This is a genomic window from Flavobacterium anhuiense, assembly GCF_900101855.1.
GTDB classification, from domain to species: Bacteria; Bacteroidota; Bacteroidia; order Flavobacteriales; family Flavobacteriaceae; genus Flavobacterium; species Flavobacterium anhuiense.
The window spans coordinates 210,924-229,353 of the sequence record NZ_FMVC01000005.1; the positions used below are offsets into that span (position 1 = coordinate 210,924).

At 39.4% G+C, this 18,430-nt stretch carries 12 protein-coding genes; 11 read left to right on the forward strand and 1 reads right to left on the reverse strand.

Annotated elements, in window-relative coordinates; translation table 11 throughout:
- The first annotated feature begins 25 nt into the window (after nucleotides 1–25).
- Nucleotides 26–1,159 (forward strand): Gfo/Idh/MocA family protein, encoded by a 1,134-nt coding sequence (locus BLP44_RS14765; protein ID WP_170830248.1) that lies wholly within the window; start codon nucleotides 26–28, stop codon nucleotides 1,157–1,159.
- 99 nt (nucleotides 1,160–1,258) lie between these two features.
- Here BLP44_RS14765 and BLP44_RS14770 read toward each other — a convergent pair whose 3' ends face one another.
- Complete coding sequence (locus BLP44_RS14770; RefSeq protein WP_091134063.1) at nucleotides 1,259–2,545, reverse strand: hypothetical protein; 1,287 nt, start codon at nucleotides 2,543–2,545, stop codon at nucleotides 1,259–1,261.
- A 380-nt stretch (nucleotides 2,546–2,925) separates the two neighbouring features.
- Between BLP44_RS14770 and BLP44_RS14775 the strand changes: the two genes are divergently transcribed.
- From BLP44_RS14775 to BLP44_RS14820, 10 genes are all read left to right on the forward strand, one after another.
- The gene (locus BLP44_RS14775) at nucleotides 2,926–4,539 is read left to right on the forward strand and encodes an arylsulfatase (RefSeq protein ID WP_236940353.1); all 1,614 of its coding nucleotides are present in this window, start codon (nucleotides 2,926–2,928) and stop codon (nucleotides 4,537–4,539) included.
- A 168-nt stretch (nucleotides 4,540–4,707) separates the two neighbouring features.
- Nucleotides 4,708–5,523 carry a helix-turn-helix domain-containing protein gene (locus tag BLP44_RS14780; RefSeq protein WP_091134065.1) on the forward strand — a complete coding sequence of 272 codons (816 nt, stop codon included), beginning with the start codon at nucleotides 4,708–4,710 and terminating at the stop codon, nucleotides 5,521–5,523.
- Between the two features lie 72 nt (nucleotides 5,524–5,595).
- The gene (locus BLP44_RS14785; protein ID WP_066034412.1) at nucleotides 5,596–6,186 is read left to right on the forward strand and encodes an NAD(P)H-dependent oxidoreductase; all 591 of its coding nucleotides are present in this window, start codon (nucleotides 5,596–5,598) and stop codon (nucleotides 6,184–6,186) included.
- Complete coding sequence (locus BLP44_RS14790) at nucleotides 6,135–6,773, forward strand: DUF2652 domain-containing protein (protein WP_091134067.1); 639 nt, start codon at nucleotides 6,135–6,137, stop codon at nucleotides 6,771–6,773. The genes BLP44_RS14785 and BLP44_RS14790 overlap by 52 nt, the downstream gene beginning before the upstream one ends.
- A gap of 228 nt (nucleotides 6,774–7,001) precedes the next feature.
- On the forward strand, nucleotides 7,002–7,454 hold the full coding sequence (locus tag BLP44_RS14795; protein WP_008469248.1) for an Hsp20/alpha crystallin family protein: 453 nt from the start codon (nucleotides 7,002–7,004) through the stop codon (nucleotides 7,452–7,454).
- Nucleotides 7,455–7,534: 80 nt separating this feature from the next.
- A complete protein-coding gene (locus BLP44_RS14800; protein ID WP_091134070.1) occupies nucleotides 7,535–8,704 on the forward strand; it encodes a cation:proton antiporter in 1,170 nt (389 codons plus the stop codon).
- Nucleotides 8,705–8,835: 131 nt separating this feature from the next.
- Nucleotides 8,836–9,813, forward strand: a complete 978-nt coding sequence (locus BLP44_RS14805; protein WP_091134072.1) for a fasciclin domain-containing protein — start codon at nucleotides 8,836–8,838, stop codon at nucleotides 9,811–9,813.
- A 158-nt stretch (nucleotides 9,814–9,971) separates the two neighbouring features.
- On the forward strand, nucleotides 9,972–10,424 hold the full coding sequence (locus BLP44_RS14810; RefSeq protein ID WP_091134074.1) for a response regulator: 453 nt from the start codon (nucleotides 9,972–9,974) through the stop codon (nucleotides 10,422–10,424).
- A 573-nt stretch (nucleotides 10,425–10,997) separates the two neighbouring features.
- Nucleotides 10,998–14,693 carry a family 10 glycosylhydrolase gene (locus tag BLP44_RS14815; protein WP_091134076.1) on the forward strand — a complete coding sequence of 1,232 codons (3,696 nt, stop codon included), beginning with the start codon at nucleotides 10,998–11,000 and terminating at the stop codon, nucleotides 14,691–14,693.
- A 130-nt stretch (nucleotides 14,694–14,823) separates the two neighbouring features.
- Entirely contained in the window at nucleotides 14,824–18,333 is a 3,510-nt protein-coding gene (locus tag BLP44_RS14820) for a golvesin C-terminal-like domain-containing protein (protein WP_091134078.1), read from the forward strand.
- Nucleotides 18,334–18,430 lie beyond the last annotated feature (97 nt).

The following is an 18,430-nucleotide window of genomic DNA, read 5'->3' on the forward strand; positions in this document are numbered from 1 at the left end:
CACTTGGGACTTAAATTTAAAAGATATGAAAACATATAAAGTAGGTATAATAGGCTATGGTGGATTTGGCCAATTTCTGCACCATTGGTGGGACAGACTGGAGCAAATCGAGATAGTGGCTATCGCTGATACCACGGCAGGTCTTAAGACTGAAGGGAATTGTAAGTTGTATGGGAGTTGGAAGGAGTTGCTTGCAGATCCCCAAATAGATATTGTAAGCATTGTAACACCTCCTACGCTGCATGCCGAAATGGCCTGCGCTGCCATGCAAGCTGGAAAGCACGTATTGCTTGAAAAGCCTGTTGCCATTAATCTGCTCCAAGCTGAGCGTATTCTGAAGGTCCAGGCAGAGACGGAAAAGATTATTACTGTTGACCATATGATTCGATATAATCCCATTATCCACTCTTTGATGGCACTCTCGGAAATCGGAGCGCTTGGAAAGTTGCGGCATGCCGCTGTACACAATTATGCACAGGATCAAGCTCTACCTGCGGAGCACTGGTTTTGGGATGAAAAAGTCTCAGGTGGCATTATGGTAGAGCATGGAGTACACTTTTTTGACATAGTAAGTGCACTTAGCCGTCAGAAGCCCGTAGAGGTTTATGGCACTTCTGATCAGCGCAATCAAAGGCAGAGAGACCGCATGTCAGCAATTGTCAAATATGATGATGGACTCCTAGGGGAATATCATCATGCTTTTTCCGGCCCTGGTTTTTTTGAACAGACTACTCTTCATTTGGCATATGATCTTGCAAGAATTGAAATCGAAGGCTGGATGCCTATGAAAGGCACTCTGAAAGCTCTTACCAATTCTTCAACTCGAAAAGCTTTTACTTCTCTGCCAGATTGGAAAGAAATTTCAGCAGAAGCGATTGGCTGCGGCTCTGATGACTCGAGGCCAGAAGGCTGGGGAGCAGCAGAGGCATTATCAGAGGAGAAAGATTCTGTAAAGGCTGGCGGAATATTTTATAAAGTAGACCATATAGTTTCGGGCAGTTTTGAAATTCAGAGGACCAAGGCAGAAGTGTACGGTAGATGCGTGCAGGAGCTTTTGCTTGATGTCATTGCAAAGATTGAAAACAAAGAGCATGAGCTTGCCGTTACGCTCCAAGATGGAGTGCAGGCGTTGCGAACTGCACTTCTAGCTTCAAGATAGCTTAAGAGCAACCTTTAAAAGATGATTCTACGGAAATAAAAAAAGGAAACAGTGTGTTTTTCTGTTTCCTTTTTTATAATTGTTAAGATTAATAGGTAATTATCTGCCGCTAGATGCAGTAATTTTTCCTAACTGTAGCCTGTAGTCCGGTCTTTTTGCATTGTAGATATCCACAAAGGTTTCTTTATTATCAGTTTGGGAATATACATTAGAAAAAATACTGTTGCCATACCAGTTTTCCAGATCTGAATTATCAGTATTGTTTTCTGTAAAGATGTTGCCAGTGCACTGGTTGAAAAACATCTCTTCAAATTTGATTTTTTTCAAATTATCAGCATTCATTTCAGTTTTGCTATCCAACAACACTGCTGGATTAAATCCTGATACAACGCTTCTTTTTAGTTCTAGAGCAGTGTTTTCGCCGACATAGATTGCTTCTTTTACTAAACCTGACTGAACATCAGCCTTAATATTCTCGCTGTCATTAAGAAGGGTAAGATTGGAAGCAGAAACAAAAGTCGATTTTTTTGTGAAGTCAGTTTCGTTTTTCTTTTCATAAGCTTTAACCTCTAGGCATCTAGAACCATCTTTGTTGCTTGAAAGGTATGAAGATCTCACTGCAAGAGAATTGAAAAGTCGACATTGTGCTCCTTGAGTAATTTTAAAGTCGTCATTGATAGATTTATAAGAAACCAACTGCGATGCATTTACATCTCCGCCATAAAAGGCAAAAGAATCGCCTCCTGAGAAGCTCACCATAATGTTTTCTAAGACTGTTTTATTTCCAGCTCCTGCAACTGTAAGGCCGTTAAAGGCATCTGCTCCCTTTACTTTTCTTCCAGCAAATTCAATACGAACATATTTTAAGATTCCTGAGGAGCTAGCGGCATTGTTGCCACCATAAACGGTAAGGGAAGGATCAAGATCCATGTTATAGGAGCCCACGCTGCCAAATTTATTGATAGGCGCATCACCCAAAATAACTATGCCGCCCCAGTCGCCTGCCTTTTTCATGCTGGCATTTGAGGTAAATATGATAGGGTCTGTTTCCTGACCTTCAGCCATAATTTTAGATCCTTTTGTAATAATAAGAGTGCCTTTGGTTGCGGCATCTCCAATAATTACTGTACCCGGGTCAATAGTTAGAACCGAATTATTGGTTACATATACATTGCCATGAAGAATGTATACGTTTTTTTTCATCAATTTAGTATTCTCGGTAATGTTTCCAGCCAGTATTTGGTTTGCATCTTTGGATTCGGTTTTCTGTGGCTTGAATTCTGTCCAGTTGTCCAACCAGTTTGCATATCCAATTATTCCTTTTTCTTGCTGTGCATTTGCTGCCACTGCTAGTAGCAGACAAATCGTTAAAGTAATTTTTTTCATAGTCTTGGGGCTATTGTTATTATTACATGTTTTTGGTACTCAAATAGTTTACTTATTTTTATTTTATAGCAGATGTAAAAATGATCGCTAGTATTAAAAAAACAAAAATCTCTACTTTTCGGATGACCTACTACAAATATACTAAAAAGATTAGACTCTGCGGGGCTTTGCTTATATTTAACATTTGTTGAAGCAAACTTAGCTGAGAAAAGTTTTTCAGAGGCTTTTTATCTGTTTTTGAATTACCAGAATAGGTTTCATTTTTTAAATATTTGGTTTCATCTTATAAAATGAAACCAGATTGATATACGAATAGATATCCATTTAAATTTTAAGGCTTTAATTTTAGTAAGATATTAATTCCAATAAATTATAGCTCTATGAAAAAGAAAACACTATTAATGGCATTGATCAGTTTATGTGCTTTGGCATATTTAAGCTCAGAGGCTCAAACTAAAAAAAAGCCTAATATCATAATGGTTATCTCAGACGATACAGGCTGGGGAGACCTAGGGGTCTACGGAGGAGGAGTAGGTCGAGGCATGCCGACACCCAATCTCGACAGAATGGCAAAAGAAGGCATGCAATTTTGGTCATTTTACGGACAGCCAAGCTGTACCCCAGGAAGAGCCGCGATGCTTACAGGACGCATTCCGAATAGAAGCGGTATGACCACAGTTGCTTTTCAAGGACAGGGAGGCGGACTGCCTAAAGAAGAATGGACGTTGGCTTCGGTGCTTAAAAAAGCCAATTACAAAACGTATTTTTCTGGAAAATGGCACCTTGGAGAAGCAGACTATGCAATGCCTATAGCGCATGGTTTTGACAAAATGCAGAATGTGGTGCTTTATCATTTGAATGCTTATACTTATGCTTTCCAGTCTTGGAATCCAGAGATGTCTCCAGAGATGCTGGAGCTTTTCAAAAAAGTGACTACAGGTATACTTGAAGGCGAAGCAGGAGGAAAAGCTAGAGAGGTTAGTAAGGTTACTGAAGAGAATATAGCTGAACTGGATATGATGATGGTAGAAAATAACTTAAAGCAGCTTGATGAATATGGAAAAAGCAAAGATCCGTTTTTTATGTGTATCAATTTTGCTAAAAATCATCAGCCAAACCTTCCTTCTAAACAGTTTGCAGGCAAATCTCCAGGTAAGAGCAAATATTCAGATGCTGTAGTAGAGATGGATTACAATGTAGGCCGTATTATGGATAAAATTCGTTCTTTGGGCATAGCAGAAAATACAATTGTCATTTATACAGTAGATAATGGCGCTTGGCAAGATGTGCATCCTGATTCTGGATATACTCCTTTTAGAGGTACCAAAGGAACAGATAGAGAAGGTGGCAGCCGCGTGCCTGCAATTGCTTGGTGGCCAGGACAGATTGAGGCAGGAAGCCAAAGCCATGATATTGTAGGCGGACTTGATCTTATGGCTACTTTTGCAAGCCTTGCTGGAGTGGAGCTTCCTAAAAAAGACAGAGCAGGTGCTGACATGGTTTTTGATAGCTATGATATGTCAAATGTATTGTTTAAAAAAGGAACGCCGCTTCGTGATAGATGGTTCTATTTTACAGAGGCCGAATTGTCGCCAGGAGCTGTACGAATAGGAAAATTCAAAGCGGTATTTAATACGCGAGGTGATAATGGTGCTATTGCAGGAAGTGACGCCCCTGGGCAGCAACTAGGCTGGAGAGGAGATGAAACCTATGTAGCAACAGTTCCCGCTATTTACAATCTGTGGCAAGATCCTCAAGAGCGTTATGATTTGTTCATGAACAGCTGGACAGAGAAAACATGGACAGCTATAATTTTTAACCAGGCCATTGCAGATCTGATGAAAACCTATGCCCAGATACCTCCAAGAGCACCTCAGAGCGAAACTTTTACAGGCGAGATGCAGATAGAGCGTTTTAGGACTATTGAACAGGTGAAAAAAATGATGAACGAAAAGAAAACCACTCTGCCACCATTAAGTGTGGATCCAAAATAGATTGGATATAGAACTTTAACAATCAAAGGGACAGCGTGCTGTCTCTTTTTATTTTTGGGCTAAATTATGTTTTCCTTAATTATAGAAATGTTGGACTACGAAGCTCTGAAAAGAAGATCTACATTCAGCAATGCCATGATGGATTTTTTTATAATTTAGCTTCTTATAATGGGAAACGAGAAAATTTTAAGCGGAAGAATTGCTGTTCCTGAAGAATTTCAGGAGGTATTTTCGCATTTTTATTTTGCAGAGAACAATTCGGAAGGGACGATCACACAAACACTTCTGCCTTCCTATCAGACTATTATGATCTTCATTTTTGGAGAAAAGGCTTTGATCCACACGCAGAACGATGCCAGTTTGGAAGTGGAGAAGTCTATTGTTCTGGGGCCCGTAAAAAAAGCATTTGACTATTCTCTACCCGCGGGGAGCAAAATTTTAGCAGCAAATTTTAAAGACGATGCCTTTTATCGTTTTTTTGGACCGGCGGCCATTTCAGAGAATCTACCCGTTGATTCTGATTCGTTGCTAGATGAAAACTGCTTTACTGCCCTTTGGAACAGACTTGCAGGGATTGAAGATCAAGAACGCCAGGTAGAGTGTATCCTTGAATTTTGCAGGCCTTATCTGAGAAATCGAAACCCGGTGGTCCAGCAACTAATAGAACTAAATACTACAGCTTACAGTCCCATAAAGGAAGTGGCTGGAGATAAAAAACAAACTGAGCGCGCCATACAGCTTACCCATAAAAAACATTTAGGCTATTCAGCCAAAGAGATTATGCGCTTTCGGCGTTTTCTTAAAGCTGTCCAGATCATGCAGACTATTGCAGGGAGAGCTTCAAAAGAGGATTGGTTTGAAATCATTGAGCAGTGCGGGTATTATGATCAGAGCCAGCTTATTAACGATTTTAAACATTATATAAATCTAAGCCCATCCAGATATCTTAAGCTCCAGTGCAGCATATGCAGTCCTTTGGAGTAATTTTCGTTTTCTTACAATTTTATGGTATGTGCCAAGTCTAAATTTGTCCTATCAATTTAAAATTATAGAACAATGAGACATTTAATTATTTATGCCCATCCTAATGGGGAAAGCTTGAACGGAAAATTTAAAGATGCCTTGCAAGGTTATTTGTTGCAAAAAGGCAATGAGGTTATAGTTAGAGATTTATATGAATTGCAATTTGATCCTGTACTTTCACTTCAAGATATGGAAGGCCAAAGAAAAGGCCAGGTGGAAGATGATGTAAGACTAGAGCAGGAATTCATAAGCTGGGCAGAGCACATAACGTTTATTCATCCGATCTGGTGGACAGGAATGCCCGCTGTTATGAAGGGCTATATTGATCGAGTATTTAGCTATGGATTTGCTTACCGCTATGATCAGGGCGTTCAGAAGGGGCTTCTTAAGGGGAAGCAGGCTGTGATCATTAATACGCATGGCAAATCGCATGATGAATACCGTGAAATTGGAATGGATAGGGCATTAAGGCTTACTTCCGACAAAGGAATCTACAACTACTGTGGATTTGAGATCAGCCAACATTTCTTTTTTGAAAAGGCAGACCGTGTGGATGCCGAAACTGTGGAATCATGGATTACAGAAATATTGGCCTTGTACAAAAACACGGCTGTCGCATTATGAATATCTCGCATTCAGCGCAGGATATTCTGCACAGATACCGCAATGAGGCTGGAGCAATAAAAGCAGAGCAGGGACTTATTCTTATTCCAGATGTGAGTGGCTTCACCGATTTTGTCCCAAGTATATGTATCGAAGCAGGAAGCTATATTTTGCGTGAGCTTCTTATGGCTATTATGGATAGTAACCGTCTAGGGATGAAGGTTTCTGAAGTAGAAGGGGATGCTGTCCTTTTCTATAAATTTGGTCTGCCTCCTCAAATTGATCTTATTATTGAGCAGTACGAAATCATGCTGAAGAATTTTAGGGAAAAGCTGGACGCTATAGAATCCCTTATCGATAGAAAGCTTAATTTATCCCTGAAGTTGGTCGCGCATTACGGGCTTTTTGCCGAATATGCTGTGGGCGGTTTCAGTAAGCTTTATGGCAATGCAGTAGTGCAGTCGCATTGTTTGCTCAAAAATGCAATTCAGAGTAGCACTTATGTGTTATTCACTTCTGAATTGCTGAATTGTAGTGGCTCGGATCACAGCTTTAACTCAGAAGAAAACTATAGCTATATAGATTATAAAAATAGAAATCTTGCTTAAATTTAAATCCTGACAAATTAAAACTCTTTTGTTTCAAGTGTCAGAAATTAGTAAGGCACATGGAGAAGTTTTTTTAGTTTAAAACCAAGATAAAACTGACATTTTTTCGCTTAAAAAACTGAAAAAATGTCATTTTTTTCTACTGGCACAATTTTGGTTTTTTTCTCGTCGGCACTGCTAGCCAGTGCATGTTCACAAATATTGTCTAACAATTAAAAGTAAAATGTTATGAATCTTATCAAAAGAAATGCAGACCAACGCACTGGTTTGCCTCGTATGTTTTTTGATGATGTTTTTGGCCGCGAGCTTTTCAATTGGGAAAACAGCAATTTTTCTGCAACAAGCACCACGCTGCCATCGGTAAACATCAAAGAGACAGCAGACCATTATGAAGTCGAAGTTGCCGCTCCTGGGCTAGATAAGAACGACTTCAAAGTAACCCTTGACGGAAACCTGCTCACAATTTCTTCAGAGAAAGAAAACAATCAGACTATCGAGCAAGAGAATTTTACCCGCAGGGAATTCAGCTATCAATCTTTCCAAAGAAGTTTTGAGCTACCTAAAAATGTGGTGGACGAAGAAAAAATCAGCGCCCGCTATGAAAACGGTCTTCTTTATCTGTCCATCCCTAAAAAGGAGGAAGCCAAACAGAAACCTCCAAGAAGGATTGAAATCGCGTAATTTTCAATCTGTTATTTTACCTTGTTTTTAGTTAAAGCTGTCCATTTGGACAGCTTTTTATTGTTGTTAAAACCAGAATTATGTCTTCACAATTATTCTCAGGGATAGCTGTGCTGTCCTGTGTTGTCTTATTTTTAATTTTATTGTTGCGTCGATTTAGACAGCCCTATTTTACCGCATACATTATAGCGGGCGTTCTTCTGGGACCAAAACTATTAAACGTGATCCACGATCCCGCAGTAGCTACGGAATTAGGTGAGATAGGAATTGTGTTGCTTATGTTTTCTATCGGGGCTGAGATAGATCTGCATCATTTAGGCAGGAATTTCTATAAACCCTTTGCAATAGTTCTAGTACAGATTCTGATGAGCTTTTTATGCATGTATGCTTTGGGGGTCTATTTGGACTGGTCGGCCAGCAGGATTATGCTGATGTCCTTTATCATAAGCCTTAGCAGTTCTGCTATAGTGTTTCAGTATCTGGAGAAATCTGGAGAAATTAGAAGCTCATTGGGTATTATAACCTGTGGTGTGCTGCTGATGCAGGATATTCTTGTTGTTCCAATGATCCTCTCACTCAATTTCATTTCAGGTAGTAATGCATCTTTTTTTGAACTTATTAAAGTATGTGCGGGAGGCATACTAATACTACTGTTTTTAAGAGCTGCAATCAAAAAAAAGATTTTGAAGATTCCCATGAGAAGAGAAATCATTGCCGATCATGACCTGCAGGTGTTTATCGGTTTCTGCATTTGCTTTGGAATGGCTTGGGTGAGTTCTTGGTTTGGACTGTCTCCTGCTTTTGGAGCATTTGCTGCTGGAATAGTAATTGGCCAAGATAAAGCTACACGTTGGCTTGAAAAATCTTTGATTCCCTTGAGGGTTTTCTTCATGGCATTCTTTTTTCTCGCCATTGGATTGCAGCTTGATTTACATTTTTTTGCTGCAAATGCAGGCACAATTATAATTGTTGCTGTAAGTGTTCTGTTGATAAGCAGCCTTATTAACAGCCTGCTTTTTAGGTTAACGGGTAGCAGCTGGAGAGATAGTATATATGCTGGTGGACTGCTGTCGCAGATAGGTGAATTCAGTTTTGTTTTGCTTACCCTTGCCGCCTCACTTGGCCTTGTCGAGGATTACATCTATCAGATCACTCTTGCAGTCATAACTTCTACCATGCTACTATCTAGTATCTGGCTTACTATAATCCGAAGGTTGATCTATACGTTGCCGCCTGTTGGAAAATCTTAGTATTTAGATTTTTATGTTTTTTTTTAGGAATGTTAAAATTGTATTAAATTTTATTTTGTTTAATATTTTTTGATTTTTGTTAAACAAAATTGTTGTAAATTTAATCTAGCTAATCATAAAAAAGACACACTATGAAAACTATTAAAATGAAATTCGCAGCCGCATTGGCTTTATTTGTTTTGACACTGGGTTCATGCAGCAATGATGATAATGGTCCTTCACAGGATAATATGAGTATTTATGCAACCGCGAAAGCGAATGCCCAATTAAGCGTTTTGGCATCAGCTTTGGAAAAAGCAGGTCTTGCTAGCACATTGAGTTCTTCAGGATCTTTCACCGTATTTGCTCCAACTAACGAAGCTTTTAATGCATTTTTGTCTAAAAATGGATATGCAGATCTTAATGCAGTTCCCGTAGCTGCCTTAAAAGAAATTTTACTTAATCATGTTCTAAGCACAAAAGTTAAGTCTAGTGCTATAGTAACAGGATATGTTAAAACCCTCGCAAAGGGAAGCGCCTCTACAAGCAACACCCTTAGCATGTATATAGAAAAAAATACTGTTGTGGATATTAACGGAGGAAAAGCCAATGGAGGTGCAACTGTAACCACTGCCGATATAGAAGCAACAAACGGTGTGGTGCATATAGTCGATGGCGTTATCGGTCTGCCTACTATAGTGACTCATGCTATAGCAAACAAAAACTTTACTACTCTTGTGTCGGCACTAACCTATAATCCTGCTTCGGGATTTGCAGCCATGCTTTCGGGAACCACAGGTTCTCCATTTACCGTTTTCGCTCCCACAAACACTGCTTTTGCAAGTTTTTTAACGGAGACTGGATTTTCTGGACTCTCAGCCATTCCAGCGAATGTTTTGGAAACAACCTTAAAGTATCATGTTGTAGCTGGTGCAAATGTCCAGTCTTCAGCATTGACTAATGGGCAGACGGTAAATACTGCCGCAAGCCAAAGTTTTACAATTAATACGGCTGGAGGAGCCAAGATAACCGATGCAAACGGAAGAATAAGCAACATCATTATTACCGATGTACAGTGCTCCAATGGTATTATTCATGCTATAGATAAGGTTCTCCTGCCTAAATTGTAATTTCTTGTTTGTAATTTTTTGTGGGCAATTGTTTTTAATGGCGGTTAAAAGCTTTTTTAACCGCTTTTTTTTTAAATAAATCTTGATTGGTTAGGAACTACAAGATTATTTCTGACTTGATTTATTTTGCCAGACAATAAACAGCAATACGTTTTAAAATGAAAACTAGAATAATTTTACTCATTGACGATGACTGCGATGATATTGCATTTTTTAAGGAGGCATTCGCGGAGATGGATGATCGTTTTACGCTTATCTGCGCAGATGGCGGTGCGAAGGCCATTCAAATGCTTAATGAAATGGATAGTGCCCCTGCGCTTATATTCCTTGATGCGGGCATGCCCATGATTAATGGATGGGAATGCCTGAAGCTTCTCAAAGCTGAGAGCCGTTTTGCATCCTATCCTATCATCATGGCTTCAACCTCTCAATTGTCTTCAGGAATAGAAAAAGCCCGTGATTTAGGGGCACTGGCCTATATGATTAAACCTTGGGATTTTAAAGAATTGGTATTTATGATCAAGTTGATTTGCGCAGGATTGGATGGGGCCCTGCAGCAGAATCTGTTAGATCTTGAGCTGGCGATGCCAAATCATTTTTTTGTCTTTTGAGCAACACAGGATCAGCCAGATGCAGATTGGCTTAAAAGAAGGACGGGTTCATCTTATCAAAATAATATCATAACTTTTCCTAAAAATAAAGCTGTGTATCCTAAAGAGCTATGACGGATATATGATGAAATCGGACTGCCTTTTTTGGCAGAATTAGCACGGACTTTTTATAGGCTAAATTTAGAGAAACTTTAGTTTTTTTTTGCCTTGCATTTTTTTGCATGTTTTAACCTTTGGGCATTTGGGAATTTTCAAACGAAAATTCATTTTGTTTTGAATAATGTTTCTACAATTTTTATCTTAATTTTCTTTTCTACTTCTATTTAAGGTTGTAAAGTAGTAATTTTCTTTAATATTGTTCTCTTTTAAATTTAGCGCGTAAATATTTTATTAACAATTGTTAAAGTATTTTTAAAAAGAAAAAGCTTTGTCTTTGCTAGAGTTTGCGCATTATTTTGTGATTAGTAATGAATTATTATGCGTTTTTAAGTTAAAATTTTAAGTATAGTTGCATGTTTTTGCGTTTTTATTTGTAATATATTTACGGTTATTAACCAAAAAACTGCCCAACTTATGAATCAAAAACTACTCAATCTATTCTTTTTAATAGCTATAAACGGCTTTATTTTAGGTCAGGGAACTAATATAACTCCAGGCTGTTCTAATAGCGGACCAGAAATAAGTGCAAGCCCTAAAGCAGATTTAAGAGGGACTTATTTAACATCAGTCTATAATTTGGACTGGCCAAGTAATAGGACTGCAACTCCTGCAGTTCAGCAAGCCGAGCTAATTACAATTTTGGATAAATTGGTTCTTACGGGAATCAATACAGTTTATTTTCAGGTTAGACCAGAATGCGATGCTCTTTATAACTCATCAATAGAACCTTGGTCGTATTGGCTGACAGGAACTCAAGGTGCGCCGCCAAACCCAATGTGGGATCCTTTAAGTTTTGCCATAACAGAATGCAGAAAACGAGGATTGGATCTGCATGCATGGCTGAACCCTTATCGTGCAAGTGTTGGCGGTTATACATTGGCAAACAATCATGTTTCTAAATTAAATCCGTCTTGGGTTTTTACAGCTTCAAATAATGCCAATCTTAAAATTTTGAATCCGGGTTTGCCAGCGGTACGAAATTATATTATCAGTATTGTAGAAGATATTGCTTCGCGATATGATATTGACGGAATTGTTTTTGACGATTATTTTTATCCAGATCAGGGTATGGCAAATAATCAAGATGCCACGACTTATGCCAATAATAATCCGACAGGAATAAGTAATATTGATGACTGGCGCCGTGATAACGTGAATCGAATGATTGCAGGTGTTTATGATGCTTTGCAGGTTATTAATGCCAATTATAATAAAAATATTGTTTTTGGAGTTGCTCCGTTTGGCATCTGGAAAAGTGGAGTTCCGACAGGAATTGTTGGAAATCCTTCTTATAGCGCATTATATTGTGATCCAATAAATTGGCTTCAAAATGGGAAAGTAGATTTTATTTCTCCTCAATTATATTGGAAAATTGGCGGTTCTCAAGATTATATTAAACTTTCGCAATGGTGGAATGATCAGGCCGCGACTTATGGCAGACATCTATATGTTAGTCAAGGGTATGATCGCTTGCCGAGTACTTCATCTCAAAATTGGCCAGCTTCAGAGATTCAGAATCAGATAGATCAAAACCGAATTGCGGGAATGACCAATACTTTTGGACAGACTTCTTATTCAACGCGATATATTATGAGCGACGAAAAAGGAATCGCAACAGCCTTACGAAATAATCAGTATAAGTATAAATCTTTTCCGCCTTCGATGCCATGGAAGGACAATATTTGTCCATTAGAACCAACAAATATTAGATTTGAAGGCAATATTCTAAAATGGGATGCTCCAGTTGCAGCCACTGATGGCGATTTGGCAATAAAATATGTGGTGTATGCATTTGCAACACAGGCCGATATTCCAAATTTTAAACAAGACGGCACAAAAGTTTTGGACATTGTAAATGCAACTCAACTTACTTTGACTACGGCACAATTGACTGCTCCAAATAATTATTTTCTGGTGACGGCTTTGGATAAAAATAATAACGAAAGTGCTAATATTACAGGTGTTCCATATAGTAGCTTGCCAGCGGCTCCAGTAGCTTTAAGTCCTACCGAAGGAGAGTTGTATGTGAATTCTCCTGTAAATTTTTCTTGGAATTCTACAGTTAGTAATGCAGATTACCGTATTCAAGTTTCGAAATCTGCAACAGGATGGACAGAAACGAAAGGATTTACGACTGCAACGACCCCAAATGCTACAGTTGTTGTAAATGCTGTCGTAAATACAACCATGAGTTATGTTTGGGATCAAGCTAACGCTGCAGTTTATGAAGCTCCAATAGGAGGAACAACTTATTATTACACTATAAGAAGTTATAGTGCTGCAACAGGAGCTTCAAAATATTCTACTCCTGTAAGTTTTACTCCAAAAAGTGTCAATTGTACTGTGCCAGGAACAACTGTTATTACTGTTGATAACATTGATGCAACTTTAGTAGGATCATGGACAGCAACATCTGCCACTGCTGGCTATGTTGGGACAAATTATATTCATGATGGCGATACGGGAAAAGGAACCAAAACAGCAACTTTTACTCCAACAATTACTCAGAGAGGAAGATATGAAGTCTTTATCAATCATACCGCTGGAACTAATCGCGCCAATAATGTTCCTGTGGATATCATTCACGAAAGTGGAACAACAACTGTTCTTGTAAATCAGCAGATTAATAATGGAACTTGGGTTTCATTAGGAACTTATAATTTTAGCGCAGGTACTAATAATAAAGTTGTAATTCGTACCACAGGTACTTCAGGTGTTGTTATTGCTGATGCTGTTCGTTTTTATTTCATAGACTGTCTGCCAGATGCTACGCCACCAGTAGCCGATTTTACACCAGCTTCGGCTACAATTTGTGCAGGACAAACGGTTTCATATACGAATGCATCTACTAATGCAACTTCCTACAGTTGGTCGTTTCCAGGAGGAACTCCGAGTACGAGCACTGCTACGAATCCAGTTGTAACTTATAATACTGCAGGAACTTATAATGTTGTTTTAACCGCTACAAATGGAGCAGGTTCAAATACGAAAACATTGACGAGTGTAATTACTGTAAATCCTTCAGGAGCAGTTACAGCAGGATTTACAGCTCCTTATTCAGAATTGGCAACAGGCGAAAATATGACTTTTACCAATACTTCTACAGGCGCTACAACTTATGCATGGACCTTTCCTAATGGTTCTCCAGCAACGAGTACAGCTGCAAACCCTACAGTAAATTTTACGACAATAGGCAGTAAGACTATTACTTTGGTAGCTTCAAATGCTTGTGGTAGTAATACTTACACAATGACAATCTGCGTTGGAACAAATACCAAAACTACACTGGAAACTTTCGAAAGTTCGGCAGGAAGATTTACAAGTGTTCCTACTGCGTCAGGTTCAACTGTTGGAATTGCAACCACATCAACATTGGCAAGAGCTACAGATAGTTTTAAAAACGGGACAGCAAGCTTAAAAGCAGTTTTGTATGATAATACAACGGTAACAACAAATTGGTTAGTGCGTTTGCTTTCGGGCGGAGGTACACCTGCGAATAATCAGGCTTTTGTTGGGAATCAGGGATCTTTTGGATTTTGGATGAAAACGAGCACGGCAAATGCAGGAGCAACGGTAACGGCTTGGATTGATGATACGGATGGTTTAGAAGAATTGCCTCCACAAACAATCATCAACAATGGAGCTTGGAACTATTACGAATGGTTTTTGCCAACTGCCGTTGGAACCACTATTACTACTGGAAATGGAATCGTGGGCGGAGTATCTGTAACTTTGGATGCTATTGTAATCAAACAAAATAATACCGCGTCTACCATGACAGTTTGGATTGATGATATTCAGCATAATTATATTTCTGCTTGCTCTGGAACTAGAAAAATGTTGGATGTAGAAGAGGCTGAAGATCTTAAAGTTTCTAATGAATTAATTGTGTATCCTAATCCAACCAATGGAATATTGAATTTGAAATTGGATAGCAACATAAAGTCCGATGTCAGATTATTTAATATTACAGGACAGCAATTGTTGAGCACCACTTTTGAAGGTACAGAACAACAGCTTGATTTGAACAATTTTACAAAAGGAATTTACCTTCTTCAGGTTTCAACTGATGGAAAGATAACTACTAAAAAGATCATCTTAAATAAGTAATTTTTGTTTTTAGGTTAAGGCCGCCAATTCAATTGGCGGTTCTTTTTGTGCTAAAAAAAATAATTTTAAAAGTGTTTTCTTATTAATAATCATAACCGCGTAAACTATTTATTAACAAAAAGCAAAAAACATGAGGAAAAACAAACTTATCGATTTGCGAAACCAAATTGCTTCAATTATGGTTTTGTTTAGTATTGCAACCGGTTTGGCGCAAACGACGCCAGACTCCAAAAAACCAAGTGATGAGCAACTTTATTCTTTGGCAGACAAACACTTGAAATCTTCTATTAAAAAAGAAGTCAAACCTGATGGAGAGGTATTTCTGCAAAGAGATATGGGCGACTATCTAGCATTAGCGAATAAAAAAAATGCAGTAACCAGCAAGCCAGATTTAGTAGAAAAACACGATGAATTAGAATGCGAGCACAATGGGGAACTTTTGAAAGAGTATCTAAACAGACCGCATCCTTCAGTTAAAACAATGGTAAAATATTTTACTGAAGCTAGTAAAGAATTTGATGTTCCTGTAGAAATTTTAATGGCAGCTGGACAAGTGCAAAGCAATTGGGCGCAAGTGTCTTCTTCTTTCTACGGGTCTTGGGGAGTAATGGGATTGATTGAAAGCGATTTTAATAATCAAATTGCTGTAGCTGCTAAATTAATCAAATCTACTCCAGAGGCTATTAAAACGGATGCTAAAACTAATATCAGGGCAGCAGCAGCCTTATTAAAAAGTTATCAAAAAAAAACGAATCCAAAAGGATTGGAAGATTGGTTTGATGCGACACGAGAATTAACAGGTTTGAAAGATGAAGAAATGAAAACTTCATTGGCAGAACGTTTTTTTAAAGTAATAAAAGAAGGGTCCAAAACAGTTACACTTTGGAAAGAAATCATAGATATAAAAGGAAATTCAGTAACAATTCCATCAAACAAAAACTCCAAAAGTTCTACGGCAAAAATAAGCGCCGTTCAAGCAACAGCAGCGGTCGATTATCCTGATGCTTTGTCAAGAATTACCTCTTGCAATTATGGAGTTGGGCGAAATGGCTACGGTATAGATTACTATTTTGTCCATTATATGGCAACAGGCACGTATGAAGGTGCTATTTCTTATTTTAATGATTGCAGCAGAACAACACCAACTTCTGCACACTATTGTATACGCAACTCAGATGGCCAGATTTCGCAAGTTGTGCGCGAGGCTGATCGTGCTTATTCGCAAGGAGTTTCAGGATATCCGCAATGGAATGGAGCCGGAGTAAGTACAGAACACGAAGTTTTAGCAACCAATTTATCTATGTGGGACAGCCAACCTATGCTTAATGCAGCGGCAGCTTTGGCAATTGATGTCTGCGATAGAAATGGTGTTCCGAAAACAAGACGTGTTACCAATGGTAATCGCGGAATTTATGGCCATAACGATGTAAATACGGGAACAGATTGTCCTAATCTTACAACAGCTCGCTGGAATGTTTTATTGGCAAAAATTGCAGCGGGCAGTTCAACAAATGTTCCAGTTCCAACAGCACCTACTGCGGGTCAGATGTATGTAAGTACTCCCGTAAACTTTACATGGGATTCTGCAGTTTCAAATGCCGATTACCGCATTCAGGTTTCCAAATCGAATTCGGGATGGAATGATACGGACGGATTTACATCGGCAACTACGCCAAACAGCACAGTAGTGGTGAATGATGTGGTAAATACGGTAAAAACGTATTCCTGGAATGCTACAAACTCAGCAGTATCAGAATCTCCGGTAGGAGGAACGGTTTACTATTACACAATCAGAAGCTATAGCGCAGCAACGGGCACTTCAAAATATTCGGCTCCCGTGAGCTTTACTCCAAAAAGCGCCGGCTGCACACTGCCGGGCTCAACTTCGATTACGGTTGACAATCTAGCGGCGACTTTATCAGGGGCCTGGACCTCCACTTCAGCAACAGCAGGATATATAGGTACGGATTATATTCATGATGGCGATACTGGAAAAGGGGCAAAATCGGCGACTTTCACTCCTTCAATTCCTCAAAGAGGGAAGTATGAGGTATTCATCAACTTTACGGCTGGCACAAACCGCCCTACAAACGTTCCGGTTGATATCATTCATGAAAACGGAACAAGTACAGTTACGGTAAACCAGCAGATCAATAATGGAACTTGGGTTTCATTGGGCAGATACAATTTCAGCGCCGGTTCTGCGGGAAAAGCTGTGATCCGCACAGCTGGCACAACTGGGGTTGTCATTGCAGATGCCTTTAAATTCACCTTTATTGACTGCCTGCCTGAAAATACGGCTCCAGCAGCCAGTTTTACGCCAACAGCTGCCGCAGTTTGTGAAGGGCAAACGGTAGCCTATACCAGCACTTCTGCAAACGCAACTTCCTACAGCTGGTCATTCCCGGGAGGAACGCCAAGCACAAGCACTGCAGCAAATCCAGTAGTCACTTACAGCACGGCAGGAACTTACGATGCAAGCTTGACTGCTACAAATGCAATAGGCTCTGACACTAAAACAATAACAGGATTGGTGACTGTAAACCCAGCAGCGGCTGTCGTAGCTGGATTCACAGCCCCTTTGACAGAATTGGCAATTGGAGAGAGCATAACGCTGACAAATACTTCAACAGGGGCAACTGCTTACGCTTGGACTTTCCCTAACGGATCTCCTTCGACAAGTACCGCAGCAAATCCGTCAGTAAGCTTTACATCTGCGGGTTTGAAGACTGTTACCTTAGTGGCTTCAAACGCCTGCGGAAGCAACACCTACACAATGACATTTTGTGTGGGGTCAAATACTACAACAGCTTTGGAAACTTTTGAAGCTTCGGCAGGAAGATTCACGCAAGCTCCAACCACTTCTGGCTCTACTGTTGGTATTGCCACAACTTCAACTTTAGCACGAGCTACAGATAGCTATAAAAGCGGAACAGCAAGTTTAAAAGCAGTTTTATATGACAATACATCAGTTGCCACGGATTGGCTGGTGCGTCTGCTTTCAGGCGGAGGAACTCCTGCAAACAATCAGGCTTTTGTAGGGAACCAAGGCTCTTTTGGCTTTTGGCTGAAAACCAGCACTGCAAATGCCGGAGCGACTGTAACGGCTTGGATTGATGATACAGATGGATTGGAAGAACTGCCTCCGCAGGCGATCATAAACAACGGAGCTTGGAATTATTACGAATGGTTTTTGCCAACTGCGGCAGGAACAACAATCACGACAGGAAACGGAACCGTTAACGGCGCTTCTGTAACTTTAGATGCGATTGTCATCAAACAAAGCAATACGGCCAACACAATGACAGTTTGGATCGATGATATCCAGCACAATTATATTTCTGGATGCTCCGGAACCAGAAAAATGCTGGATATAGCTGATGATGCTGCAGAGGTAAAAACTGGCGATGGATTAGTAGCATACCCGAATCCGACAGACGGAATCTTGAATTTGAGTTTGGAAAACAACACAAAATCTGATGTCCGATTATATAATGCTTTAGGCCAGCAATTGCTGAACACCACTTTTGAAGGGGCTGAACAGCAGCTTGATCTGAATGGCTTTGGAAGAGGGATCTATCTCCTTCAGGTTGTTGCAGATGGCAAGACGATAACCAGAAAGATTATTTTAAATAAATAGTTTTAACTCGATTTTTTTAGCTGCCCAAACCCGTAAAAGATGTTTGGGCAGTTTTTTTTACTTGTTGCCAATCTTAACAATGTAATTATTGTTTCTT